The sequence below is a fragment of the Hymenobacter persicinus genome, assembly GCF_004167665.1.
GTDB lineage: Bacteria > Bacteroidota > Bacteroidia > Cytophagales > Hymenobacteraceae > Hymenobacter > Hymenobacter persicinus.
In genome coordinates this window covers 19,343-44,499 of the sequence record NZ_SEWE01000033.1, presented here as the reverse complement: position 1 = coordinate 44,499, position 25,157 = coordinate 19,343, and the positions used below count along the sequence as shown (strand labels likewise).

Here is a 25,157-nt window from a genome sequence, read left to right as displayed (position 1 = left end):
AGAATGGCTTATTTTTGACAAAAACTCGGCCGGCGCATTCCAGGGCGAGAAAATGTTTGTGTCATGAATACTCTACCTACGTCGCTGATTCCGGACAATGATCCGCAGCGGCTGCGCAGCTTGCACCAGTACCAGATTCTCAACACCACCCCCGAACCCATCTTCGATGAGTACGTGGCCCTGGCCGCCCAGCTGTTCAACCTGCCCATCTCCCTGATTTCCCTCGTCGACGAGCAGCAGGTGTTTTTCAAAAGCAACGTGGGGCTGCCCGACCTGGAGCGCTTGGATCGGGCCGACAGCCTCTGCTCAGCGGCCATTCTGCAAAACCAGGTGCTGACCTACACCGACTTGTCGCGGGAAGGCTGCGACCTGGTCAACCCGTTTGTGGCCCAGGCGGCAGGGCTGCGCTTTTATGCCGGGGCGGCCCTGCACATGCCCGACGGGGAGAATATCGGCTCGCTCTGCGTAATTGGCCGGGAAGCGCGCACCATTGCGCCCGAGGAGGAAACGCTGCTTGCCGAACTGGCCGGGCTGGTTAGCATGACCATGGCATTGCGCTGGGGCTATCTGCACCAGGGCCAGGTCGAAGCGTGGCAGGCCAAACAGCATGAACTGACGGATCTGCTCCACGATAGCGCCGCTTTTGCCCGCTACCTGACCATGCGGACCGGCACCATTTCGGCCAGTGCCCGCGACCTGCACTCCGTACGCCAACGGCTCCAGGAGCTGCGCGACGTGCTCACGGCCGCTCTGGCCGAGCAGTCGCCGGCCCCGGGCCGCTAGGCCAGACACGCCGCCAGATGCCCGTATCCGCTCCCGGCATCTGGGCTTTGTGGGCCGCATTTGCGTAGGAAGACCTCACCCTAGTACGCTGCAATGCCACGATACCTGCTTCTGCTGCTGTTTCTGGTTTTCGGAACGAGTACCTCCGGCCGGGCCCAGAATGTTCCGCTAAATGCTACGCTCGACGGCTACGCGTATCCGTTTGCGGTCAAGTACCTACCCCTGACGCTGGAAGGGCAGCGCCTGCGCATGGCCTACATGGACGTGCCGGCCACGGCCCGGGCCAACGGGCGCACCGTGGTGCTGCTGCACGGCAAGAACTTTTTCGGGGCCTACTGGCGCGAAACGATCCACACGCTCACGGCCGCCGGCTTCCGGGTGGTGGTGCCCGACCAGATCGGTTTTGGAAAATCCGACAAGCCGGACCTGCACTACTCGTTTCACCAGCTGGCCCGCAACACCAAGCACCTGCTCGACACGCTGGGGGTGAAAAAGGCCGTGGTGGTGGGCCACAGCATGGGCGGCATGCTGGCCGCACGCTTTGCCTTGCTCTACCCCGAAGCCACGGAAAAGCTGGTGCTCGAAAACCCCATCGGCCTCGAAGACTACCGCGTCGGGGTGCCGTTCTAGTCCGTGGACCAGGCCGAGGCTACCGAGCTGAAAAGCACTGAGGCCAGCATCCGCAAGTACCACGCAACCTATTACCCCAACGGCTACCCGGCGGCCCACGACCAGTGGCTGCTGCCCCTGGCCGCCCAGACCCGCAGCCCCGACTTTGCGAAGGTGGCCCGCGCCAATGCCCTGACCTTCGACATGATTTACCAGCAGCCGGTCAACTATGAGTTCAGCCGCATCACGGCACCCACGCTACTCATCATCGGCCAGGCCGACCGCACAGTCGTAGGCAAGGCCCTTATCAAAGACCCGAAAGTGCTGGCCTTAATGGGCCAATATCCGGCCCTGGGCCGCCGCACGGCCAGCCTGATCAAAGGCACCAAGCTGGTACAACTGGAAAAGGTGGGCCACATTCCGCACCTCGAAGCCCCGGCGCAGTTCTACAAGGCGCTGCTAGGGTTTCTGGGGTAAGGCTCAACTTAGAAAGGGGCGTCGGATTGGCTTTTCAGCCAAAGGACCGTTTTTTTTGAACTAGGCGAACAGTTCAGTCATCATTATGTAATGGATTAATGTTTTTATTCTTCTCCCGTACAGTGGTAATATTGCTCACTTACTTATTGCTAAGTGAAGCACCCTCATCCACCTATCCCATCCGATACTCGGGCAGTGTGGGGCGGGGTGAAATCCGAATGTGGCTAACCTTAGTGGGGCCCGACATCTACACGTATAGCGAATGGACCCATACAGGCTATTCCGTCGAGGATTCGGGGCACTACGAAACGCGCCCGCAGCACTTGCTGCTTACTTCCATTCATACTGTCCATAAGACAAGAAAGCGCAGAAAGCGCCTGCTGGGTTACCGTATAGCGATACCCGCTAAAACCAGTTATCGACCTCTGTTTCGACGTTCCAGTGCTTTCGTGGATGCCGATACAATTTTGATCAAAAAACGGCACGTCTTGATCAACAAAGACTTTGACATGTACTTGGTGAAAAGAAAATAAATAGCTCCTTTCATCCTCCAGGCTGCAGTGAGAAGCGCGTGGTACTATATTCGGCTCATGTCTATTTACGACGGGAAAGGCTTCAAAGGAAAGTTGCTGGTGGGAGTGGCCATCGGTGTGCTGCTGCTGGTCATGTTCAGCATCTACTGGGTGCTCACGAAAGGGTACGCTTGGCTCTCTTCTCATTAATCATTGGACCGTCTTTTCAATGGTAGCGGCCCGTTTATGGTTGTGGTAACAGCCGCACCAGCAGGGCCACTATCCAGACCATAAACCCCTCACTTGTTGTGGGGGCGAGATGCTATACCCTTCATTGCTAGGTGATGGATGATAATCAATAGCGGAAGGCTACATAAGGAGGGAAGAAAAGTAATTAGATAGTCTGGGTCATGCGTCCAGATCTGTATATAATCCGGTAGGAATAATGTTCGAATGCCTATGTTCCGTCCTGTTCTATTTGCGATTCTGGTAGGGCTATTGAGCGCGTGCATCGGTACGTCCCATGTGGAGAGCTTAGACCCGCGCATTGATACCTTTTTTCGGAATTCCTTTGCTGTACTGCACCGCGAAGTGAATGGCTTGGGTGTCGGTGGGCGAAATCGGACGGATTATGCAGCCATTGCCGGCGATAGTGTATTTGTGGTGGCCGGCATCAGCAGAGCCCTTGGGTTTATGCAAACTATTACTGGCATCTCGGCCCCGTTGCGAAACCCAGCGCAGTACACCGCTGCTCATACTACCACGCCCGAGGTGGTCCGCCGCTGGGAGCAGTGGTATCTCATCCATCGCCGCGAGCTACGCTGGGACGAGCAAACCAAGCAACCGATACGTGGCAAGCGTACCTATAGGTAGAAATGCCCTCGATTAGTTGAACTGCTACTTATAGCTCATTCATAACGTAGCTGATATTGGCGACTGTCTTATGCTGAGTTCAATAAACAGGTGCACGAAATCAACGTGCATAAAACGCTTGCAGCAGTGAGTTTCGTGAACCCGCACTTAGCGCGTTTCACTAGAGTAAGTTTTTATAAAAACCTGCCTGGCGGGCTAGCTCAGGATTCGCAGCGAATCCGAGTGGATAAGGGCGGAGGCTTGGTAGCGGCCCGTGCGGGGGCCGTTTTCGAGGTTGAGCACGCCCCGGGGGCAGGCCGTGGAGCAGAGGCCGCAGCCCACGCAGGCCGCCCGGATGATGGGCTCCCCGCGCTGGGCGTACTGCTTCACGTCGATGCCCATCTCGCAGACGTTGGAGCAGTTGCCGCAGCTAATGCATTGGCCGCCGTTGGTGGTGATGCGGAAGCGGGAGAAGTGCTTTTGCAGCAAACCCAGGTAGGCCGCCATGGGGCAGCCGAACCGGCACCAGACCCGGGCTCCCATAATCGGGTAGAAGCCCACACCAATAACGCCCGAAAACACGGAGCCAATCACGAAGCCGTAGGTTTTGCTCAGCCCTTCGGCCAGGGGCTGCACGGCCGGCACGGCGCCCGAGGCCGCCACCCACAGCAGAACCGTGACCAGGATGATGAAGCCCAGAATCGGGTAAATCAGGCGCACTTCCCAGCGCCAGGCGGCCCGGCTTTTGTCGGCCAGGTGGCGGTACGGGTCGCCGGCGGTTTCGGCCAGGCCCCCGCAGCCGCACACCCAGGAGCAGTACCAGCGCTTGCCGAAGAAGTAGGTGAGCACCGGCGTGGCCAGAAACGACATTACCGCGCCCCAAAATACCATAAACACGCCCAGGGCCTGCCCGTCGCGGAGCAGGTAGCTCACCGTGCCCGGAAACAGGTAGTCGTATTTCAGGGGCCAGAAGTAGGAAAAGTAGAACTCCGGCTTTTGCAGCAGCAGCAACAGGCCCGGCAGCAGAAAGCTAAAACCCAGCTGAAAGAACATCACCGAGCCGGTCCGGATAAGCTGGTAGCGGGAGTGGCGGTATTTCCACAGGGCCCGCCCACCCATTAGCAGCACGGCCAGGGTGTAGAACGTGCCGTAGAGAAACCACTGGTCCGCGGGCTTGCCGCGCAGCAGCTGGCTGAGCGGGTCGAGGGTGCGGATCAGGTTTTCGAGGTAGGCCGGAAACCAGTACAGCACCACGTAAAAGCCCGTCAGCGCTACCCCCAACGCCCAGGCAATGGCGCCCCGGCTGGTGCTAGCCCGCTGCCAGAGGTGGTCGTGGCGCACCCCGGCCGGTGGCCGCCCAAACTTCAGCGCCGCCCAAGTGAGCGTGCCGATGCTCAGCAGGAACAGGGCCACGTACATACTCAGCCGGGCCCGGGCAGGGTCGGCCGCGGTGGCCGCCACGAGCAGGGCCAGCAGCCCCAGGGCCACGGCCGCCAGCGGAAGCTTTTCGGCCGGCGGGGTAGCGGGCAGCGGGGCAGGAGCCAGCAGGGTAGATGCGGAAACGGAAGCAGCCATCAGAGACGAGGAAAAGTAGAGCGGCGGAAGGCGGCGCTCAATGAAAAGGCGCAGCCTAGTGGTGGTGGTGATGCCCTTCGCCGGGCTTACCAAACAAATTCATCAGCGAGGCCACTACGTACAGGGCAGTCCAGCAGACGTAGAGCCAGGAAAAGCCCTCGGGCTGGCGGTGCACGAAAAAATGCAGCACCAAGTGGGCCCCGGCGCTCATAATCAGGCCGGTGATGGCAATGAACTGGTAGCTGTTGAGGGCGCTGGGCTTGTAGAGCTTGGAGAAATCCACGACTTGAAACGTTGAATGCAGAAAAAATAAAAGGGAAGCCCTCCGAGCAGAACGGATGGTGAGCACCGGCCTGCCGCACCTCGATTAAACCGGCCCGCTCAGCCTGCCCCACAGTCCCTTACGGCGCCGCAGCCCGACGGGCTGCTGGGGGTAGGCCGCCGCAAAGGCCGCCACGATGGCCGGCTCGTGCTGGCGGAAGAACTCGGGGTCAAAGTTAGCCGCTCCGAGCTGCTCCAGCACCGCGTGCACCGGCGTGCGGGTCCCGATCCAGCCGGCGCAGACTTCGTGGCGCAGGCGCAAGCCCAGGGCGTTGAAGCCCAGGACGGCGTGGCCGCCCGCCGATTCGAAGTTAATCCGCAGGGCCTGACGGCCATCCGGGTGCTGCCAGTAGAAGCTCTCGATACCCGCAGTGGGCCGGGCCGGCACCTGTCCGTAGGTCTGGTATTCGAGGTTGAAGAACTTGGCCGAGTTAAACCAGATACCGCGGCGGTAGGGGGTGGCCTGCCCGCAGATAGTATGGGCCACGGCTTCGCCCTGCATCCGGCCTGTGTACCAGAGCTGCTCCACGGCCACTTCGCCCGCGCCGGGCTGCCGGTGCTGGGCGCAGTCGCCGGCGGCGTACACGTGGGGCACGCTGGTTTGCAGCCGCTCATCAACCAGAATGCCCTGGTCGGTTTCCACGGCCGAGAGTTGAGCCAGGCTCAAATTGGGTTGCACGCCGGTGGCCACCCCCACCCACTGGCAGGCAATTTCCTCCCCGGCCGTCGTCACCACGGCCCGCACCCGGCCGTGCGCGTCGCCCAGGATTTCGCGCAGGTCGGTTAGGTAGCGCACGGGCACGTGGTTTTCGGCGAACTGCTGCTGCACGAGCCGGCCTTCCTCGGGCGGCAGCACCGAGCCCCAGTAGTGGGCGTCGCGGACCAGCACCGTGACGCTGATGCCCCTGGAGTGCAGCATTTCGGCCAGCTCCACGCCAATCAGGCCGCCCCCGACCACCACGGCCTGGCTGATGCCGCGGGTGTCGCGCGCCATCTGCTCCAGGTCGGGCAGCCCGTAGAGGCCCTGCACCCCGGCCAGCTGCCGGCCGGGCCAGGCGGCAAAGCGGCTCACCGAGCCCGTGGCCAGCAGCAGCTTGTCGTAGGGCAGGGCCTGGCCGGTGCTCAGGGTCACGGTCTGGGCTTCGGTATCGAGGGCGGTGGCGGTGGCGTGCACCAGTTCCAGGCGGTTTTCGGCCCAGAACCAGTCCTCGTACGGCTTGATGTCGGGGTAGCGCAGGTGGCCCATGTACACGTACATTAGCGCCGTGCGGGAGTAGTGGTGCTTGGTTTCGGCCGAAACCAGCGTGATGTGGGCCGCGGGCCGGAGCCGGCGCACCGTCAGGGCCGCCGTGACGCCGGTGATGCCGTTGCCGATAATAACGAGGCGCATAGTGAAGAGTAGGGAACCCAAAGCCAGCCAGACCAGCCGCTTTACCGTCGGGCTTCAAAGGTAGCGCCGCCACAGTAGAACCCGGTTTGGGCAGATGTACTGGTTCGGGCGGGTTTCGGTTTGCGTCGGGGTTCCCTGCCGGGCCCAACCAAGCCTCGCAAGGCGCGTAAGAGAAAGCACACGTCACTAAAGATTCCCCACCATGGCCATCGACAACCAAAACGATACTTCGGCTGGTAAAAACGAGCAGTTCGAAAACGAGAAAGAATTCAAGAAGAGCGTCAGCAACGACAAGGAGTCGGACGACGCCAGCGCCCACCGCAACATCGGGGCCCGGGGCTACACCCAGCGCTCCGACCAGAAAGACCAGCTCGAAAACCTGCACATCGGCGGCAGCGAAACCACGCCCCAGGGCGGCAACGACCACTACAACGAGGGCGAGCAGGCCCAGGGGCCGGGCTTTACCAAGGAAGGCAGCAACGAAATGGGCAACAGCATCCGCACCCAGGACCAGGATTTTGGCGAGTCGGCCCCCAGCGGCCCCGCCTCCCCAGCCCACGACTAGCCTGCTTTACTTAGGCCACAAAAAAGCGGCTGCTTTCGTCACGCGACGGAAGCAGCCGCTTTTTTTTGTGGCCGGCCATACGCACTAGTTTGCAGTCAGGTTACGCTTGCGTTATGATTGTGCTGGACTATTTCTATATCTTTAGAATCCCATAGTGGCCTTGCTGCTAGGGGATTGTTTTTTCTACTTCCTCGAACTGGTTTTTTGCCCGCCTGAACCCACTCTTTTACCCCGAAGCTCTCCTTTATGAATTCTAACAACTACTCTGAACCGGAACTCGACAACGAAACCCAACTCGATGACGAAGAGCAGGCGTTGTCCTCGGGCAACGGTAAGCTGGCCATCATTGTAGGCGCCGTGGTGGTGCTGGCGGGTCTGGGCTACGCCTTTGCCCCCGGCAAAACCGGCAAGGCCCCGATTTCCAGCGTGATGCCCTCCATTATGCTCGGCGACGCTACCGTCACCGGCAGCCGCCCGGCCGAGGAAGCCGCCGCTGCCCCCGCGGAGGAGGCGACTACGGAAGAAGTTAAGAAGTCCGGCGCCACGGCTACCGTAGCCGCCCGGCCCGCCGCCCGCCCCACGGCCATGGCCGGCGCGGCCGCGGCCCCAGCCGAAGCCGCTCAGCCCGCCGCCGCTCCGGCCGTGGAAGAAGCGCCGGCCGCTGTTCCCGCGGCCACTGCTGAACCCGCTAACGTGACGCTTTCGGGCCGGATTCTGGACGAGGAAGGCAAGCCCATGGCCGGCGCTACCGTGATGCTGAAAGGCTCGCGCAAAGTGACCAGCACCGACGCCAATGGCAACTACTCGCTGGAAGTACCCGCCGGCGACAACACGCTCAGCTATGGCTACGGCGGCTACCAGGACCAGGAGATGCGCGCCCGCGGCTCCCAGCCCGTCAACGTGACCCTGCTGCCCAAGGAAGGCAGCAAGCGCCGCCGCAAGTAGCCGCTGCGGTTCCGTTAGTAAGACCAATAAAAAAGCCCCGCCGTGAATACGGCGGGGCTTTTTTATTGGGAGCTTCGGGGTTGCTATTCCGCCGCGGCGCGGCTGGCGAAGCGGTTGCCGAAGATGAAGTACACCGGCAACCCGAGGGCCACCAGTCCCAGGCCGCGGCGGGAAAATTCGGCGGTGTCGGGGGCAATGAGCAGGATGATGCAGAAAGCCGAGGCCAGCACCACGTAGAGCAGGGGCACCAGCGGGTAACCCCAGGCGCGGTAGGGCCGGGGCGCGTCGGGCCGGGTGCGGCGCAGCACGAAGATGCCGATGATGGTCACGACGTAAAACAGAATCACGGCGAACATCACGTAGTTCAGCAACTGTCCGTAGGAGCCGCTCAGGCACAGCAGGCTGGCCCAGAGAGCCTGCACCCACAGAGCCCGGCTGGGTACGCCGGCACCGTTCAGCCGCGCCAGGCCGGGGAAGAAGAGTCCGTCCTTGGCCATGGCGAAGTAGGCTCGGGCTCCGCTCAAGATGATGCCGTTGTTGGCACCGAAGGTGCTGAGCATAATCAGCACGGCCATCACCGCGGCGCCCACCGGCCCCAGCACCGACTCGGCCACGGCCGTGGCCACCCGGTCGTCGGTGGCGTACTGAATGCCGCGGCCCGCCAGCGTGGTGGCCTCTGGCGAGCCAGCCAGGGGCAGCACCAGCAGATACACCACGTTGATCAGGATGTAGAGCGCCGTCACGATGGCCGTGCCGATGGCCATGCTGCGCACCAGGGTCCGCTCCGGGTTCTGGATTTCCTCGCCCGCGAAGCCGATGTTGTTCCAGGAGTCGGAGGAGAACAGCGAGCCGGTCATGGCCATGCCGATGGCAATGAGCAGAGTTGAGCCGCTGATGGGCGTGGTAGCGGCCGTCACGCCGGGGGCTGCCGAGCGGGTGGCACTCCACAAATCGTGGAAGTTGGCCTGAATGGCGTCGGAGTTGATCCCGAAGGCCACGCCCAGCACGATGAGCAGGGCCAGGGCAATGAGCTTGGTGCTGCCCAGCACGTTCTGAATCAGCTTGCCGGCCTGCACGCCCCGGGCGTTGATGGCCGTGATACCGACGATGAGCAGAATGGCCAGCAGCTGCACCGAGGAAAAGGTGAAATCCCAGCCGAAGATGACGGTTTCGTACAGCACGTTCTTGACGCTGAACCAGGGCACGAGCACGCCGGTAAACTTGGCGAAGGCCACGGCCACGGCGGCAATAACCCCGGTCTGAATGACCAGAAACAGCGTCCAGCCGTAGAGAAAGGCCGTCAGGCGCCCGAAGGCCTCGCGCAAATACACGTACTGTCCGCCCACTTTCGGGAACATGGAGGCCAACTCCCCGTAGCTGATGGCCCCGGCCATCGTGATAAAGCCGGTCAGCAGCCAGACCACCAGCAGCCAGCCCGCGCTGCCCACCTGCCGGGCAATGTCGGCCGAGACGATGAAGATACCGGAGCCAATCATGCTGCCGGTGACCAGCATAATGGCGTCAAAAAGAGTAATGGCGCGCTTGAAGTGGCCTTGTTGTTCGGACATTGAAAGAAGGGAAAGAGGGAGTTTAGGCCGGAAGATAGGACGTTGGAAAGGATTGCTGGCAATCTGCTGCTTCGAAGCCCATCTTGCTTGCCGCCCGGCCAGCCGGGGAACCCCGCCCAGCACCCCTCAAATTCGGAAAATCCGAGCTACGGCCCTAAAACTCGCTGCGGTCGTACCAGCTGCGCATGCGCCAGGGGGCGTCCTTGTTTTTGCGCACCAGCACCAGGCGGGCCGAGCCGGCCCCGGTGAAGTTCTGGTCGTCGCGCTGCTCGATGCTCAGGCTAAAGCCGCGCTCCACGTACACTAGCGTGTCGGAAAAAGCCGTGTCGGAGGTGGGTAGGTACTGAGTCCACTGCAAGTTGGCGCTGCGGGCCGCCCGAAACATCTTGTAGGTCGTGTTAATCTCCACGTCCCGGTTCCAGGTGCGGTCCACGTTGTTGGCAAAGTCGCGGTAGGTGAACGTGAAGCGCCTATCGAGCAGCTGCCCGTAGAGCGTGGAGTCGCGCAGTTGGTAGCTGGCCCGAAACCGGTCGAAGAAGCCCCGCACCGTGACCGGGTTGCCCAGCAGCTTGTTGGGGTCCGTCACGGCGTCGTCGAGGGCGGGGGCGAAGGGGTTGCAGCCCGCCGTGGCCAGCAGCCCGGCCGCGGCCAGCAGCCGGCGCAGGGCCGGGGGGCAGGGCAGCAGCGACGGGGGCAGGAGCGAAGAGGGCATGGGGAGTAGGCCGGCGAAGCGGAAGAAAGCAGCTAGTGGCTGATAAAGTATTTTTTCAGGTCGGTCCAGGTTGTCTGATTGGCGGCTGTGCGCTGGTCGCGCCAGCCGGCAATCTTCCACTCGTTGTTGCGCCGCCGCACCAGCAGCCGGATGCTGCCCTCGAGCAGGCTCGCCCGAAAAGCCGTGTCCTGCTGCGGCACCCGCAACTGGTAGAGCGCCGACACCTCGGCCGAGTCGGTGGTGAAAAACTGGTCGCGCCGGCTCGTGAGCGTCAGCTGGTTCTGGCCCGAGGCCGGGGCCCGGCGGCGCAGGCTGTTGAAGTAGTCGCGCTCCTCGCTCACGCTCCAGTTGGCAAACAGCGCCGCCGTGGTGCCGGCCGAGGTGGGGTCGGGCACAAACCGGTAGCCCGGGCCGCTGAAGCACCGCTCGTAGTTGGCCGGGTTGCGGCTCTGCACGGCGGTGCTGAAGTTGGTCAGCAGAATATCAATCTGGGTGGGCTGAATCCACTCGCTGACTGCCCCGGCCGGCTCCGGCTCGCGCAGCTGAAAGCAGCCGGCAAGCGCCACCAGGAAACCGAGCAGAAGAAGACGAGCGCGCCGCATAGCATTGATTGAGTACCCAATATAGAACCTGGCCCGCATATTTCGAGTCGGGGCGCGGGGCCGGGTAAAAGTAACCTTCCGCCGTCCGGCCTCGAATAGCTATTTTTGCCGCCCGCATCTCCCGGCCCCACTGCATGTCGCAAAAGCTTCTGGTGTTTCTGATTGGACTGCTGCTGGTTTCGGCCCTGGGCTCCTACGTCTACTACCGCCGCAGCGTGGCCAGCGTGCCCGTCGACAGCTGGGCCCTGGTGCCCGACGATGCCGTGTTTGTGATGGCCACCCACGACCATCCTACGCTGATGCGCCACCTGAAGGAAACCCAGCTCTGGGACAACCTGACGGCCGTGCGCTACTTCCAGCAGGTCGAGGACAACGTGACGCTGGCCGACAGCGTGGCCGGGGGCCGCAACGTGGTACTGCGCTTTCTGGGCCGCAAAAAGGTGCTCACCTCCGTGCACGTGACCGGCCCCGCAAGCTTCGACGTGCTGTTTCAGGTGCCCATCGGCAGCGTGCGCGAGTACCGGCAGGTGCGCACCCTGGTCGATGGCCTGCGCCGCGACGCCCGCTACGTCATCAGCAGCCGCGACTTTCACGGCGAGGAACTCACCGACGTGCGCGAGAAGGGCACCGGCCACGGCCTGACGTTTTTCAACTACCGCAACCACCTGATTCTGAGTGCCAGCTCGGCCCTGGTTGAAGCCGTGATTCAGCGCCTCGACCACCCCGGCCTGCCCTCGGTGGCCGCCGATTTTCAGAACACCGACTTCTTCCAGCTCAAGGACGTGGACGCCACGCTGCTGATCAACTACCGGCGCATGCCGCAGTTTCTGAGCTTGTTTTTCCGTTCCGAGGTAGGGCCGGGGCTGGCCGCCGTCACCAGCCTGGCCCGCAACGGGCAGTTTGAAATGAAGCTGGCCGGCAACAAGGTCGTGTTCAACGGCTTTGCCAACCCCGAGGTGGCCCACGGCACCCTGCACCAGCGCCTGCGCGGGCAGCCCGCCCAGCGCCTGCGCATGGCCGAGGTGCTTTCCCTGCGCACGGCCGTGCTGGTGCACCTGGGCCTCGACAAGGCCGCCGTGCTGCGCGAAGCTCGCCTGAGCGCCCCGCCCGCCGACTCCCTGGCCGCGCGCACCGGCCCGCTCATCGACAGCCTGGCCGCCGGCCTCAGCCAGGAAGTGGGCCTGTGCTATCTGGCCGCGCCCTCGGCCCGCAGCCGCCCGGCCAAGCTGGCGCTGGTCTACTGTCCCAGCCAGGTAAAGGCCGCCATCTGGCTCGGGCAGCTGCGCCGGCAAACCGGGGCCAGCCCCAGCTTCGAGCGGGTGGGGCCCTACCAGATCTACCAGACCGGCGTGCCCGAGCTGCCGGCCCGGCTGCTGGGCTCCTTATTCAAGGGCTTCGCGGCCCCGGTCGTGACCCAGGTTGGCAACTACCTCGTGTTTGGGGAAGATGCCGCCGGCCTGCGCGGCTGGCTCACCGACGTGGTGGCGGGGCAGGTCTGGAGCCGTTCCCCCACCCAGGTGGCGTTTTTGCAGGAAACCCAGCCCCTGGCCCGCATGAGCGTGTTCTTGGACACCCGCAACAGCTGGAACGTGCTGCTGCGGGCCTTAGTCGAGGAGCGCCGGGCGGGGCTGCTGCGCAACGAAACCCTGTTTAAGCGCTTTCCCCAGGTGGCCCTGCAGTTTGTGCCCGCCGCCAACGAAAACGACGCCGACGCGCAGTATTACACCCAGCTCGTGCTGCGCCATCCGGCCCTGGGCCCCGCCGTGGCCCGGCCCCAGACCCAGAACGGCACCAGCGGCACCCTGGCCTTCAAAACCGGCCTGACCAGCTCGCCCACCCTCGTGCCCGTGGCCGGCACCACCCGGCCCGGCGCCCTGGTCCAGGACGCCCAGCACGTGCTGCACTACGTGACGCCCGACAACGTGGTCAGCTGGTCGGACTCGCTGCCGGGGCCGGTGGTGGAGCCGGTGCAGCGCCTGGGCGCCAACGGCGGCTACCTCTTTGCCACCCCCGACCAGCTCCACCTGCTCGACGAGCGGGGCCGGGAGGCGCCCAATTTCCCGCTGAACCTACCCGATACGGTGCAGATCAGCTCCCTGACCGTCTCGCCGGGCGGGACGGCCACCAACCCGGCGGCCCGGCTGCTGGTGGCCGGGGGCGGGGGCAACCTGTTTCTCTACGATGCCCGCGGTACTGCTTACCCAGGTTGGCAGCCCAAGCGCATGGAGTTTGCCCTGGCCGCCCCGCCGCACTACCTGGTGGTGGGTGGGCGCGACGTACTGGTGGTGCCCCTGGAAAACGGCTACGTGTACGCCTTCGACCAGCAGGGCGGCGTGTACCCGGGCTTCCCCATCAGCATGGGCGCGCGCCTGCACACCGGCGCCTTCGTGGAGGCCGCCGCCACGCTGAGCCGCACCCGCCTGACGGTGGTCACCCAGCACGGGGAGCGGGTCACGTTCAACCTCAGCGGCGACATCGTGAGCCGGAGCCGGGTGGCCACCTGGAGCCGCAACTCGGTTTTCCGCCTCGTGCCCGACCAGATTCAGCACAGCTACGTGGTGGTGCGGGAGGAAGGCGGCCGCCTGAGCTTGTTTGAGCCCGGCGGCCGGCTCCTGCTCAGCCAGACCTTCGTCACGTCGGGCCCGAAGCCGGTGCAGTACTTCGACTTCGGGGCCGGCCGGCGCGTGTTTGTGCTCACCGAGCCGGGCCCGCGCAAAGCCTACCTCTACGACAGCCAGGGCCGCCTCGTGAGCGGGCAGCCCTTCGACAGCAGCGCCCCCCGCGTGGGCCTCACCCACGACAAGGCCGCCGCGGCCTACGAGCTCTACCGGGTCATGGGCCCCGAGCTGCGCCGCACTACCCTCAAGTTCGAGTAGCCGTCCGCCCCCGGGAGCTGACCTCTCACCGGGCGGATCATTGTGATTTTTCGAAGAAGGCTCGTAAGGGGTGGGGATAGGCTGCCTACACTGTGCCTATCCGGAAACCGGTCCGGAGCAGGCTGCCGCCGCCGGCTTGGCAATAGCACAAAACCAAGGCGGCCGGCCTCAGCGCCCGTTCGTCAGCCAGCCTTTGCGGTAGAAGTAAATCAGCTGCCCGGTCACGATGAGGGCCAGCAGGGCCAGCAGGGCGGGGTAGCCCCAGGGCTCGTAGAGCTCGGGCATGTTCAGGTGATTGATGGTGCCGTCGGGGGCCTCGCGCTGGAAGTTCATGCCGTAGAGGCCCACCACGAAGCTCAGCGGAATAAAGATGCTGCTGATAATGGTCAGCACCTTCATCACCTCGTTCATGCGGTTGCTCTGGTCGGAGAGGTACAGGTCCACGAGGCTGCTGACCGATTCGCGGTAGCTTTCGGCCAGGTCCATGGCCTGGATGGCGTGGTCGTAGCAGTCCTTGAAGTACAGCTTGATGTCTTCGGGAATCACCTCGTCGTGCATGCGCAGGATTTCGGCAATCTTCTCCCGCTCCGGGTACACCAGCCGCCGGAAGCGTACGATGTCTTTCTTGATGTGCAGAATCCGGTTGAGCACCCGCCGGTCGGAGCGGCCGTTGAAGATGCGCTCCTCCAGCGTTTCGATATAGTCGCCGATGGCGGCCATGGTGGGGTAGTAATGGTCGAGCACCACGTCGGTCAGGGCGTAGGCCAGGTACAGCACCGGCTTCTGCTTGATCTTGCTGAAGCCCGACCGGATCCGGCTCCGCACGCTGTCGAGGCAGTCGTCGTAGTCGTCCTGGAAGCTGATGACGTAGTTGGGCCCGGTGAAGATGGAAAGCTGGTCGTCGTCGATTTCGAGCAGGGGCGTGAAGTCGGTCATGCGCGAGACCAGAAACAGCCGGTTGTCGTCGAAGAGCTCCACTTTGGCCCGCTGGTAGTCGCCGAGCACGTCTTCCATCTGGAGCGGGTGCAGGTTGAAGTCCTGCATCAGGCGCTCCATCAGGGCCAGGTCGTTGTAGCCGCGCACGTCAATCCAGTGGCGCAGCTCGGGGTGGGCCCGGAAGAAGTCGAGCAGCTCGTCGTAGCTGGTGTACTCGGTTTCCTGAAAGAACGTGTCGTCGTAGGAAATCAGAAACAGCCGGGGCGGCAGCGAGCCTTCCCGCACGGTGAGCGTGCCCGGCCGCTGCCCCACCGACTGGGCCCGGGCCTGCCGGGTGGCGTCGCGGTCGGATACGCCGCCCAGAGCCTGGTCGGCGGCGAAGGAGCCGGGGGCGGGCTCGGCGGGTGGGGGAGTGACCGTGAGGTTGTTGGGGTCGGAAAGCATGGGGCAGCGTGTGGTCGGGAGCAGGGCGTAGGCCGTGTACGTAGCGGACGGGGCCGGGCGTTGCCGTTGGCTCGTGGGGCGCAAAACTAGCGCGCTTCGGCCAGCGCGTGGTATTTACTCGTACTTTCGCCCCCCGTGCCCCGCTAGTTGCTATTCCCTTGAGTGTGTCCGCTGCCTTCATTCACCTGCTGCCCCTGCCCGCCGATGCGCGGTACGCGGTGCGCGTACAGGTGGGCGCCTGCTACGAGGACCCCGCGCTGCCCCTGGCCTTTGAGTCGTACCTCTACCTGCGGCCGGCCCACCTAAACCTGCAGCGCCACGCGGGCCCGCGACTGTCTTTCTACTTGGAAGACCAGGCCGCGGGCCGCACGGTGGCCCAGCTGCACGCCGGCGGCGTGGCCGACACGGCCTATAGCCCCTGGCAGGCTCCGTTCGGCTCGGTGCAGCTGGCGGCCGAGGCCGTCAGTGCCCCCGTGCTGGCCGACTTTCTGCGCGCCGCCGGGCAGGAGCTGGCCGCCCGCGGCCTGGCACACGTGCAGCTGCGCGGCTACCCCTTTGCCTACGACCCGGCCGCCAGCACCCTGCTGGCTGAAGTACTGCCCCGGCTGGGCTACCGGGTCCGGCAGGCCGAGCTGAACAACCACCTGCCGCTGACGGCCAGCTTCGAAGCCCGCCTGCACCCCTCGGAGCGCCGCCGCCTGCACAAGTGCCGCCGCCACGGCTTTCACTTCGAGCAGGAGCCGCCTTACCTGCTGCCGCTGGCCTACGAGTTTCTGGCCCGCTGCCGGCAGGAGAAGGGGCAGGAGCTGTCGTTGGCGCTGGAGCGCCTGCAGGAGCTGTTTCGGCTGTTTCCGCGGGAGCATTTCCTGTTTTCCGTCCGCGACGCCCAGGGCGAGTGGGCCGCGCTGACCGTCGCCATTCAGGTCAGTGGGCAAGTGCTCTACAACTTCTACCCGGCCAGTCCGCTGGCCTACAACGCCTTTAGCCCCGTGGTGCTGCTCAATGAGGGCCTGCACGCCTTCGGCCAGGCCAGCGGCCTGCGCCTGCTCGATCTGGGCACCTCCACCTTGCCCGGGGGCCTAAACCAGTCGTTGCTCCAGTTCAAGCGCCACCTGGGCGGGGTACCCAGCCTGCGCCTGACCTATGAGAAGTAGCCGGGCCGCTGCCGCGGCCTGCGGGAGTACCTTGGCCCAACATCCGCTACTTTTGCCCTGATGCCGCCCGTGACTCCCGCCGTTGCCGCCCTGCCCGAAACCCGTGCCGCCGTGCTCGGGCGCTTTTTGCGCGGCTCGGCCGGCTCGGGCGTGGCCATCGGGGCCCGCACGGCCGGGGCGCTGCTGCTCAACAAGCTGCTGGCCGTGTACGGCGGCCCCGGCGGGCTGACCCTGCTGGCCCACTTCCAGAACCTGATGGCCCTGTTCACGACCCTGCCCAACGAGGGCGTGCACGTGGGGCTCATCAAGTACCTGGCCCCGCTGCGGGCCGGCTCGGGCCGCTACCGGGCCTGGCTGGGGGCGGCCCTGGCCCTGAACGCCGGCGCCCTGCTGCTGGGCACGGCCGTGCTGGTGGTGGGGCGGCAGCCGCTGGCGGGCATCTTCCGGCCCTCGGTCGGCTGGCTGGCGTTGTTTGCCCTGGGCATCGGATTGCTCACGGCCCACGTGTTTCTGGTGTCGGTGCTGCTGGCCGCGGGCCGGCTGCGGGCCTACGTGTGGCTGACGGTGGTGCTGAGCGGGTTGGGCACGGGTGCCGTGGCGGTGGTATTGGCGGCGGGCTGGGCGCTGGACGAAGCCCTGCTGGCTTACCTGCTGGCCCAGGGCCTGACGCTGGTGCCCACCGTGGCCGTGTGCGCCCGCCTGGGGTTGTTGCCCCGACTGCGGGGCCCGGTGAGCCGGCCCGGCCTGCGCGGCATCGGCCGGTTTCTGCTCATGGCCGTGAGCGTGCTGCTGTTCAGCAAGGCCGTCGACTTTGTGCTGCGCGACGTGCTGATGCAGCGCTTTAGCCTAGCCCAGACCGATAACTGGCAGGCCGTGGCCAAGCTTTCCGACAACTATACCATGGTGTTTTCGGCGCTGATGGGCAGCGTGTACTACCCGCGCCTGGCCCGGCTGGCGGGGGAGCCGGCCGCGCTGCGCCGCTACGTGCGCACCGTGCTGCTGCTGCTGGCCCCGGTGCTGGCGCTGGGGCTGGGTGCGCTCTACCTCGTGCGCGACTGGCTGCTGCCCCTGCTCTTCGATGCCCACTTCGCCGCGGCCCGCACCCTGCTGGCTCCGCAGTTCGTCGGCGACTGGGCCAAGTTTCTGACCTGGACGCTGCTGTTTCTGCTCATGGCCCAGGCCCGGGTGGGGCGCTACGTGGCCGTGCAGGCCGGCTCGGCAGTGCTTTACGCGGGGCTGCTGGCCGTGCTGCTGCCCCGCTACGGGCTGCTGGGCGCGCCCCTGGCCCACGCGGCCCGCTTCGGGGTGCTGCTGCTGGGCTGCGGGGTGTATTTCCGGAATTACCTGCGGCCCTGACTTCTATGAACCAACCCGCTACTACTGACCTGCCGCTGGTGACCATCGTGGCGCTGTGCTACAACCACGCCCGTTTCCTGCGCGAGGCCCTGGACTCCATCCGGGCCCAGACCTACCCGCACCTGGAGGTCTGGCTCGTGGACGACGCCAGCACCGACGGCAGCGTGGCCGTGCTTCAGGAGTACGCGGCGGCTAATCCGGGGTGGAAAACGTTGTTGTTGTCCCGCAACGTGGGCAACTGCGCGGCGTTCAACCAGGCGTTCCGGCAGTCGGCGGGGGAGTTTCTCATCGACTTTGCCACCGACGACGTGCTGCTGCCCACCCGCGTAGCCGAGCAGGTGGCAGCTTTTCAGCGCTTGGAGGCTAGCTACGGGGTGGTGTATTCCGACGCTGAACTGATTGACGAAGACTCCCGGCACGTGCGCTTCCACTACCGCCGCGACCCGGGCGGGCAGCTGCACCCGCGGCCGGCCGCGGGCTGGGTGTTTGCTGACGTGCTGCGCCGCTACTTTATCAGCACGCCCACCATGCTCATGCGCCGCAGCACCCTGGCGCAGCTCGGCGGCTACGACGAAACCCTGGCCTACGAGGACTTCGACTTCTGGGTGCGAGCCTCCCGGCTGGCGCAGTTTCACTTTCTCGACGCCGTCACGACCCGGAAGCGTTTGCACCCGGCTTCCATGTCGCGGCGGGGCTACCGGCCCAACGACCCGTTTCTGGCCTCTACTATCCGGGTGTGTCATAAGGCCCTGGCGCTCTGCCAGACCGCCGATGAGCGGGCTGCCCTGGCCGTGCGGGTGCGCTGGGAGCTGCGGCAGGCCGTGCGCTGGGGCAACTTCCGGGAAGCCACGGAGCTGTATGCCCTGCTGCGCGAAGCCGGTTCCATCGGTCCCCTCGACCGGGCGCTGGGTTTCTACGCCGGGCTGCGCAAGTAGCCGACTGCCTACCGCACCCGGTACAGTTCCACCTGGCCGTCCTGCGCCAATAGCCGGCGGCGGGGGAAGCGCGCCAGCACCTCGGGCACTGAGTAGCGGATCAGCTTGCGGGTCAGCTCGTCATTGGACAGGGTGCTGCGGTTGAGCAGTAGCCAGGCCCGGTCCCCGGGTGCCAGCTGCACCGAGTCGGCGGCCGAGTAGCGGCGAAACCGTAGGCCCGGGGGCACCTGAAAGCCGTAGGAGAAGTCGTAGTTGCCAATCAGAAAGTCATCGACGAACACTACGCCCTGGGCCGCACCCGCTAGGTGCTGGCGCAGGATGCGCTGCTGAGGCTGGTGGGAGCTCACGCCGGGCTTCTGCATAAAGTAGAGGGGCCGCACGGCCAGCCCCGCCGCCAGGGCCGCCACGGCCAGGGCCGCAAACGGCAGCGTGCCGGGCCGCCGCCAGGCCGCGGCGGGGGAGTCGGGGTTTACCAGCGCCAGGGCAGCCAGGGCCGTAGCCACCCCAAAATACAGGGCCAGCCCGGCGTAGAGCACTGCCCCGCTGTTGTGCAGCCAGCCCGCGCACAGCAGCAGTCCCAGCGTCAGCCAGCCGCCCCCCCGGCCGGTCCGGACGAAGTTGCGCAGCCCGAAGCCCGCGGCCAGGGCCAGGGGCGGGAGCAGGGGCGTGGTCATGCGCGGCAGCAGGGTGATGGGGTTGTACTGGGTGAGGGAGGTGCTGCCCAGCCAGTAAAACGCCAGCGTGGTGGCCGTCAGCCCCAGCCAGAAGCCGGCGTCGGAATTCTGGTTTTGCCGCCCGCCCAGCGCCGCAGCCCCGGCCAGCAGCAGGGCCACCCCGAGCCCAATGCTCACCAGAAAAGCCAAGGGCTGGTAGGTGAGCCGGGCCAGCAGCGCCCCGCGGTTGCCGCCCAGGAAGTTGCCTTCCCGGAGATAGTTGTTGGTGTGCTCGATGAGGTGAATCCGGTAGAGCGCGTCGTGGGTGAACACCTGGTAGAAGGCCAGGTAGCCGGCCAGCAGCACTGTGCCGCCGAGCAGCGCCGCCCCCCAGAACCGGCCGTGCTGCTGCCGGAAAAGGTCGCGGCCGAGCAGGCCCAGGTAGAAGGGCAGGTAGTACACGATAGTCTCCTTGCTGAGCAGGGCGGCGAAGTTGAGGGCGGCAAACCCTGCTCCCCACAGTAGCTCGTTGCGCCCCAACTGCCGGCCGTGCAGCAAGGCTAACGCACAACACAGGCACCAGAACATCAGAATGTTATCGGGGTACAGGTAGTTGGTTAGGTTAAGCGTGAAGTAGTGCAGGCCCAGCAGCAGCAGGGCCCCGGCGGCCACCACCGGCTCCGTGCGGCGGTAGCTTCTCCAAAGCAGCGCGGCGCAGCCCAGCGTGCAGAGCAGGGGCCACAGCGTGGTGCTGATACTATTGACCCCGAACAAGGCGTAGAACCCGGCCACGGGCGCGAAAACCAGCCACCGTTCCTTGAGCGGGTCGTGGAGCAGCCCCTGCGGGTCGGGCACCACCTGGAAGCTGCCGCTGAGCAGCTGGTGGGCGTAGCGGGCGTAGAAGTAGTCGTCGAGGTCGTAGAGGCCTTCGTGGGTGAGCACGAAATAAGCCACCGTAAACAGCACCACGAACAGCAGCGTCAGATCGGGCAGAAGGGAGGGGCGGAGCTTCACGCCGCAAAGCAACCGATTTACGCCCACATCCAAACTCTGGCTGGTGTAATAGCCCTTTTCCGCCGCGGGGCGCCGGGGGCCAAACTCGACCGTGTTGTTTCCTCGGCATTTTCCAATGCTGGGGAGTTCGGTACATTTGGGCCCCGCCCGCCGCGCCGCCTCCCGGCCACCGGGCCTTACCCGTTCCGTTTGCGGCGTTGCTGAGCCCTAAATTCCTGCGCGTGGTGGTGTTGCCGGCGGCTCTGCTGCTGCTGGCTGGCCTAGCGCTGGGCTGCTACTACGAAACCAACGACGACGTGACCATCACCCTGCTGCTGCGCGGGGTGGCCGCCGCCGCGCCCGTCACCGACCTGCACCTGTACTTCCACGGACTGGCCCCGCTGCTGGCCGGCTTGTACACTCATTTTCCCGCTTTGCCCTGGTACGGCCTGCTGTTGTATGGGCTGCTCTACGCCGCCACGGTGCTGGCCTTTGCCGTCCTCGACCGGCTGCTACGGGGGCAGGTGACAGCCGGGGCATTGGTGGGGGCGCTGGTGCTGTTTTTCGGGTTGGCCTGGCTGGAGCACGGGCTATGGTTCAACTACGTGCGGGTGCCGGTGCTGCTGGCCGGGGTCGGGCTGCTCTACGCGGCCCAGCGGGCCGAACGGCTCCCGGCCCTGCTGCTGGGGCTGCTGGCCGTGGGCCTGGCCTGGCTGATTCGGCCCAGCGCGGCGCTGCTGGGGCTGCTGGCGGCCGTGCCCGGGGCGCTGTGGCTGGCCCGGCGGCGCGGGGCGGTGGTCATTGCGGCCGTAACGCTGCTGCTGGGCGTGGCCCAACTGACGCTGAGCTTGACGCGCACCCCGGCCGAGGCCACCTACCGCCGCCTCGACGTGCTCAAGTCCAACCTTAACGACTACCATCTCTATCAGATACATCCCCAGAGCCGCCTTGACAGCCTGGGCGTGCGGGCCGTAGCGCACTGGGCCCTTGGCGACTCCACCCTGGTCAACGAAGCGCTGTTTCGGCGGGCCACCCGGTTTGAGGCTGGCACGTTCGGGCGGGAGCAGGTGCCGGCCAAGCTCTTGACCCTGGTCAGCCAGTTGGTGCGTGATTATTTCCCGCTGCTGCTGCTCCAGTTGGGACTGGGGCTGGAAATTCTGCGCAACCCGCGCCGCTACGAGGGCCGCGGCCGGTTCTGGCTCGTGCAAGCAGGCTTCCTGCTGCTGATTCTGGGGCTGGGCAGTGGGTTGAAGCTGCCGCCCCGCATCGGGCTGCCGCTGCTGAACCTCTGGACTCTGAGCAACCTGAGCTACGTGCTGCGGGTGCCGCGCCGTCCGGTGCGTCTTGCGCCCCTCAGCACCGCCGCCCTATTGCTGGTAGTGCTGCTCTACGGTTATAAAACCATCCACCGGGGGCAGGTGCTCAAGCAGGAGCAGCAGCAAAACGTCCGGCAACTGGCCGCGTGGCTGGGCCCGCCGCCGCGGGTGCTGGTGGGGGCGGGACTCGAAACGCTCTTTAAGTCCTGGTCCCCGTTTGCTGAGCCGGCCTTCGCACCCCACTCCGTGCTGAGCCTGACCGGCTGGCAGACCCTGGACCCGTCGCAGCCAGCCCTGCGGCAGTACCTGACCGGTACCCGCGACCAGCCCGCCGCCCTGCGCCGCTTAGCGGCCCGGCCTGCCGTGCGCTGGCTGCTGGCCCCAGCCGTGGTGCCGTGGGTAAATTCCTATTTGGCGGCTACCCGCCAGCCCGGGCAGCCGGCGCTGGTGCTGTCGGCGGCCCGGCCGGTGGGCGCGGGCGAAACGGAGCAGCCGCGGCAGTACCAAGTGCGTGTAGAAACGATGAAATAGGGGAAAAGGCCAAAATTTTATAGGCGGTAGTTAACCAGCTTCTAACGTATCAGTGAGGGGTGAATGCCTACATTTGACCCGATTTCCATTTCTACCCTCCCTGCCATGATTGCAACTGTAGCCTCCCGCGCGGAGGTGCTTCAGCATCTCGAACCCTTTTTGAAGGCCAACCTCGACGGCTTTCTCAAGAAGGTTGATGAAAGCTGGCAGCCCTCCGACTACATGCCGGACCCTCGCTCTGAATCGTTTTTTGACGAAGTGAAGTCCCTGCGCGAGGCCGCGCAAGGCCTGAGCTACGATTTGCTGGCCGTGCTCATCGGTGACACCATCACCGAAGAGGCGCTGCCCAACTACGAAGCCTGGTTTCACCAGCTCGACGACATGAACAAGGACCACGACAACGGCTGGGCCCAGTGGATCCGGGGTTGGACGGCGGAAGAAAACCGTCACGGCGACCTGCTCAACCGCTACCTCTACCTGTCGGGCCGCGTGAACATGCGCGAGTTCGAGGTCAGCACCCAGTATTTGATCAACGACGGCTTCGACCTGGGCACCGCCCACGACCCGTATCGCGCTTTCGTGTACACTTCCTACCAGGAAGCGGCCACCAACCTCTCGCACCGCCGCGTGGGTACCCTGGCCCGCAAGGCCGGCGACGCCCAGCTGTCCAAAATCTGCGGCATGATTGCCGGCGACGAAGCCCGCCACGCCCGCGTGTACCAGACCTTCGTCGACAAGATTTTCGAGGTGGACCCCTCCGAGATGATGCTGGCCTTCGAGGACATGATGCGCAAGAAAATCGTGATGCCGGCTCACTACATGCGCGAGCTGGGCGTGGAGATGGGCAAAACCTTCGGCCACTTCACCGACGCCGCCCAGCGCCTGGGCGTGTACACGAGCCAGGACTACACCGACATTTTGGAAAGCCTGATCAACACCTGGAAGCTCGACCAGGTAACCGACCTGAACGGCGCCGCCGAAAAGGCCCGGGACTATATCATGGCCCTGCCCAACCGCCTGCGCCGCGTGGCCGACCGCATGCCGGTGCCCAAGCTGGAATACAAGTTCAAGTGGATTGAGTAACGGACTATCCGTTGCGGTGCACCATCTCAAGCCGGGTAGAACTCTACCCGGCTTTTTTGTGCCCTGGTCTGGTCCGTACTTTCTGGCTCCTATATTTAACGCCGCTGATAGTGCGGAGCCGCCCAGTGCTTCCGCATTGGCTCTTTCTGTGTTTCCCTTCCTATTTAGTATCGTGCGTATGCCGAACTATTATTTCCGTGCTGGCGCTGGGCGGCGCTGGGGTAACGCCCCTGGCCCGGGCACAAGGCCTGGTAGTCGGCAGCAGCCTCAGCCCCGCCCGCCATGCCCGGACCGCCAGCGTGCACGCCCCCGTCGGGATTGGTTTTTCCCAGGCTATCAATCCGGGTACGGTCGGGGGCATGCGGATTCTGAGCAGCCAGAGCCGGGGCCGGATCATGCTCACGCGCACCGTAGCCGGCAACCTGGTGACGCTTACGCCCATAACGCCGGCCGGACAGCCCCTGGATTTCAGGGCTGGCGAAACGGTGTCGGTAGTTATACCGGCCTCGGTTGCCAGTACCAGCGGGACGGCGGCGGGGCCGTTCGTGTATCAGTTTACGACGGCCACCACTGGGGGCTCGGGCAATTTTCAGGCGGCGCCGGCCGTGAGTGTCAGCTCCAGCGCGACGAGCACGGCCGCTGCCGACCTAGACGGCGACGGCGACCTGGATCTGCTGACCTCGAGCTACTCCACCAACCGGGTGAGTGTGCGCCTCAACAATGGCATGGGCGGTTTCACGAACGGGGCCGACCTGGCCGTGGGCAACGGAGCCTTCTTCGTGGTGGCTGGCGACTTGGACGGCGACGAGGATCTGGACTTTGTCGCTACGAATGTGGGGAGCAACGACGTGAGCGTGCGCCTCAATGCCGGCAACGGCGCCGTCTTCACCACCGCACCCACAGTTTGGGTGGGCAACAACCCCCGCACGGCCGCCCTGGCCGATATTGACGGCGACGGCGACCTGGACCTGCTCACGGCCAATGCAGTAGCTCTCGGAAGCGTAAGCGTGCGGTTCAACAATGGTCAGGGCGTGTTTAGCGCGGGCTCGGATGTGAGGGTCGGGCAGTCGCCGTACGGTTTAGCCCTGGGCGACATGGATAACGACGGCGACCTGGACGTGGTGACGGCTAACGCCAGCAACTCCATCAGCGTGCGCTACAATGATGGTCAGGGTGCCTTTTCGGGCACTACCAACAGTACCGTACTGGGGGAGCCAATCTGCCTGGCCCTGGGGGATGTGGACGGCGACGGCGACCTGGATGCGGTGGCCGGTTGTTCAAGCAGTAACGTAGCGGCAGTGTTGGTCAACGACGGCACTGGCGCCCTGACCGCCGGGGCGCGCATACCCGTGGATGCGTCCCCGCTGGGGGTGCAGCTCGGGGACGTTGACAGTGACGGCGACCTGGACTTGCTTGCGGCGAGTTTCGTTACGCCGAGCGTGGTCAGCCTGCGGCTCAATAACGGTGCTGGCGAGTTTTCGGGCACTGCCAGCATCCCCACCGGCCAGCCCAACGCCGCCAGCCTCGTCCTGGCCGACATCGACGGCAACGGAACCCTGGATTGTTTGACGGCCCACTATTCCTCGTCGGGAGTCGTAAGCGTACTGCGCAACGCCCCGGCTCCGACGGCCGCGTCCGCGGGGCAGGCGGCTTCACCACTGGCCGTGTATCCCAACCCGGCGGCAGCTACTGCCCCGGTCTACGTGAGCCTGCCGACTGCCGCCACTGGCGGGGCTGCCGCCCAGTTCACGCTGCTCAACGCCCTCGGCCAGACGGTGGCTACCCAGCGCTTAAGCGGGTCGGCGGATGGCGGATTTACCGCCACGCTGCCCACGGCCGGCTTGCCCGCGGGTATCTACCTCGTGCGTTTGCAGGCTGGCTCCGCGCTGCTGAGCCGGCGGCTGGTGTTGCAGTAAAATCGAAGGTCATCAAAGCCTTATATGCACGAAAGCCGCCCCCGGATTTCGGG

At 65.0% G+C, this 25,157-nt stretch carries 22 protein-coding genes; 14 read left to right on the top strand and 8 right to left on the bottom strand.

Annotated elements, in window-relative coordinates; translation table 11 throughout:
• Positions 1 to 63: 63 nt before the first annotated feature.
• From EWM57_RS14880 to EWM57_RS14870, 5 genes are all read left to right on the top strand, one after another.
• A complete protein-coding gene (locus EWM57_RS14880; protein WP_129921951.1) occupies positions 64 to 783 on the top strand; it encodes a GAF domain-containing protein in 720 nt (239 codons plus the stop codon).
• Positions 784 to 876: 93 nt separating this feature from the next.
• A complete protein-coding gene (locus EWM57_RS21630; RefSeq protein WP_242510084.1) occupies positions 877 to 1,413 on the top strand; it encodes an alpha/beta fold hydrolase in 537 nt (178 codons plus the stop codon).
• Positions 1,414 to 1,416: 3 nt separating this feature from the next.
• Positions 1,417 to 1,869 (top strand): alpha/beta fold hydrolase, encoded by a 453-nt coding sequence (locus EWM57_RS21625; RefSeq protein WP_242510083.1) that lies wholly within the window; start codon positions 1,417 to 1,419, stop codon positions 1,867 to 1,869.
• Positions 1,870 to 2,459: 590 nt separating this feature from the next.
• Positions 2,460 to 2,591 (top strand): hypothetical protein, encoded by a 132-nt coding sequence (locus EWM57_RS21800; RefSeq protein ID WP_262708251.1) that lies wholly within the window; start codon positions 2,460 to 2,462, stop codon positions 2,589 to 2,591.
• A 249-nt stretch (positions 2,592 to 2,840) separates the two neighbouring features.
• Positions 2,841 to 3,254 carry a hypothetical protein gene (locus tag EWM57_RS14870; RefSeq protein WP_129921950.1) on the top strand — a complete coding sequence of 138 codons (414 nt, stop codon included), beginning with the start codon at positions 2,841 to 2,843 and terminating at the stop codon, positions 3,252 to 3,254.
• A 195-nt stretch (positions 3,255 to 3,449) separates the two neighbouring features.
• On the opposite strand, the gene EWM57_RS14865 is transcribed toward EWM57_RS14870, so the two are convergent.
• The 3 genes from EWM57_RS14865 to EWM57_RS14855 form a co-directional block, all read right to left on the bottom strand.
• A complete protein-coding gene (locus EWM57_RS14865) occupies positions 3,450 to 4,808 on the bottom strand; it encodes a 4Fe-4S binding protein (protein ID WP_129921949.1) in 1,359 nt (452 codons plus the stop codon).
• Between the two features lie 55 nt (positions 4,809 to 4,863).
• A complete protein-coding gene (locus EWM57_RS14860) occupies positions 4,864 to 5,091 on the bottom strand; it encodes a hypothetical protein (RefSeq protein ID WP_129921948.1) in 228 nt (75 codons plus the stop codon).
• 84 nt (positions 5,092 to 5,175) lie between these two features.
• On the bottom strand, positions 5,176 to 6,519 hold the full coding sequence (locus EWM57_RS14855; protein ID WP_129921947.1) for an NAD(P)/FAD-dependent oxidoreductase: 1,344 nt from the start codon (positions 6,517 to 6,519) through the stop codon (positions 5,176 to 5,178).
• Between the two features lie 202 nt (positions 6,520 to 6,721).
• On the opposite strand from EWM57_RS14855, the gene EWM57_RS14850 reads away from it, so the two are divergent.
• Together EWM57_RS14850 and EWM57_RS14845 are read left to right on the top strand one after the other, a co-directional pair.
• The gene (locus tag EWM57_RS14850; protein ID WP_129921946.1) at positions 6,722 to 7,084 is read left to right on the top strand and encodes a hypothetical protein; all 363 of its coding nucleotides are present in this window, start codon (positions 6,722 to 6,724) and stop codon (positions 7,082 to 7,084) included.
• Between the two features lie 246 nt (positions 7,085 to 7,330).
• Positions 7,331 to 8,029, top strand: coding sequence for a carboxypeptidase-like regulatory domain-containing protein (locus tag EWM57_RS14845; RefSeq protein WP_129921945.1), 699 nt, complete (start codon positions 7,331 to 7,333; stop codon positions 8,027 to 8,029).
• An 83-nt stretch (positions 8,030 to 8,112) separates the two neighbouring features.
• Here the strand turns inward: EWM57_RS14845 and EWM57_RS14840 are convergent, their stop codons facing one another.
• The 3 genes from EWM57_RS14840 to EWM57_RS14830 form a co-directional block, all read right to left on the bottom strand.
• Complete coding sequence (locus tag EWM57_RS14840) at positions 8,113 to 9,597, bottom strand: APC family permease (protein WP_129921944.1); 1,485 nt, start codon at positions 9,595 to 9,597, stop codon at positions 8,113 to 8,115.
• Between the two features lie 154 nt (positions 9,598 to 9,751).
• Positions 9,752 to 10,309 (bottom strand): hypothetical protein, encoded by a 558-nt coding sequence (locus tag EWM57_RS14835; protein ID WP_129921943.1) that lies wholly within the window; start codon positions 10,307 to 10,309, stop codon positions 9,752 to 9,754.
• A gap of 32 nt (positions 10,310 to 10,341) precedes the next feature.
• The gene (locus EWM57_RS14830; RefSeq protein ID WP_129921942.1) at positions 10,342 to 10,911 is read right to left on the bottom strand and encodes a hypothetical protein; all 570 of its coding nucleotides are present in this window, start codon (positions 10,909 to 10,911) and stop codon (positions 10,342 to 10,344) included.
• 134 nt (positions 10,912 to 11,045) lie between these two features.
• Here EWM57_RS14830 and EWM57_RS14825 point away from each other — a divergent pair, with 134 nt between their 5' ends.
• Positions 11,046 to 13,787, top strand: a complete 2,742-nt coding sequence (locus EWM57_RS14825) for a hypothetical protein (RefSeq protein ID WP_129921941.1) — start codon at positions 11,046 to 11,048, stop codon at positions 13,785 to 13,787.
• 168 nt (positions 13,788 to 13,955) lie between these two features.
• Here the strand turns inward: EWM57_RS14825 and corA are convergent, their stop codons facing one another.
• On the bottom strand, positions 13,956 to 15,167 hold the full coding sequence (gene corA, locus EWM57_RS14820) for a magnesium/cobalt transporter CorA (protein ID WP_129921940.1): 1,212 nt from the start codon (positions 15,165 to 15,167) through the stop codon (positions 13,956 to 13,958).
• Between the two features lie 164 nt (positions 15,168 to 15,331).
• Between corA and EWM57_RS14815 the strand changes: the two genes are divergently transcribed.
• From EWM57_RS14815 to EWM57_RS14805, 3 genes are read left to right on the top strand one after another with little or no spacing between them, the layout of a single operon-like run.
• A complete protein-coding gene (locus tag EWM57_RS14815; protein WP_129921939.1) occupies positions 15,332 to 16,321 on the top strand; it encodes a hypothetical protein in 990 nt (329 codons plus the stop codon).
• Between the two features lie 60 nt (positions 16,322 to 16,381).
• Positions 16,382 to 17,677 carry an MATE family efflux transporter gene (locus EWM57_RS14810; protein ID WP_165370533.1) on the top strand — a complete coding sequence of 432 codons (1,296 nt, stop codon included), beginning with the start codon at positions 16,382 to 16,384 and terminating at the stop codon, positions 17,675 to 17,677.
• A 5-nt stretch (positions 17,678 to 17,682) separates the two neighbouring features.
• Positions 17,683 to 18,612, top strand: a complete 930-nt coding sequence (locus EWM57_RS14805; RefSeq protein WP_129921937.1) for a glycosyltransferase — start codon at positions 17,683 to 17,685, stop codon at positions 18,610 to 18,612.
• Between the two features lie 8 nt (positions 18,613 to 18,620).
• On the opposite strand, the gene EWM57_RS14800 is transcribed toward EWM57_RS14805, so the two are convergent.
• A complete protein-coding gene (locus tag EWM57_RS14800; RefSeq protein ID WP_165370532.1) occupies positions 18,621 to 20,279 on the bottom strand; it encodes a glycosyltransferase family 39 protein in 1,659 nt (552 codons plus the stop codon).
• 197 nt (positions 20,280 to 20,476) lie between these two features.
• Here EWM57_RS14800 and EWM57_RS14795 point away from each other — a divergent pair, with 197 nt between their 5' ends.
• The 3 genes from EWM57_RS14795 to EWM57_RS14785 all read left to right on the top strand — a co-directional run bounded on the left by EWM57_RS14795 (position 20,477) and on the right by EWM57_RS14785 (position 25,104).
• Positions 20,477 to 22,105: a hypothetical protein gene (locus EWM57_RS14795; RefSeq protein ID WP_129921935.1), complete on the top strand. Its 1,629-nt coding sequence runs from the start codon at positions 20,477 to 20,479 to the stop codon at positions 22,103 to 22,105.
• Between the two features lie 105 nt (positions 22,106 to 22,210).
• A complete protein-coding gene (locus EWM57_RS14790; protein ID WP_129921934.1) occupies positions 22,211 to 23,188 on the top strand; it encodes an acyl-ACP desaturase in 978 nt (325 codons plus the stop codon).
• A 197-nt stretch (positions 23,189 to 23,385) separates the two neighbouring features.
• On the top strand, positions 23,386 to 25,104 hold the full coding sequence (locus EWM57_RS14785) for an FG-GAP-like repeat-containing protein (protein WP_165370531.1): 1,719 nt from the start codon (positions 23,386 to 23,388) through the stop codon (positions 25,102 to 25,104).
• Positions 25,105 to 25,157 lie beyond the last annotated feature (53 nt).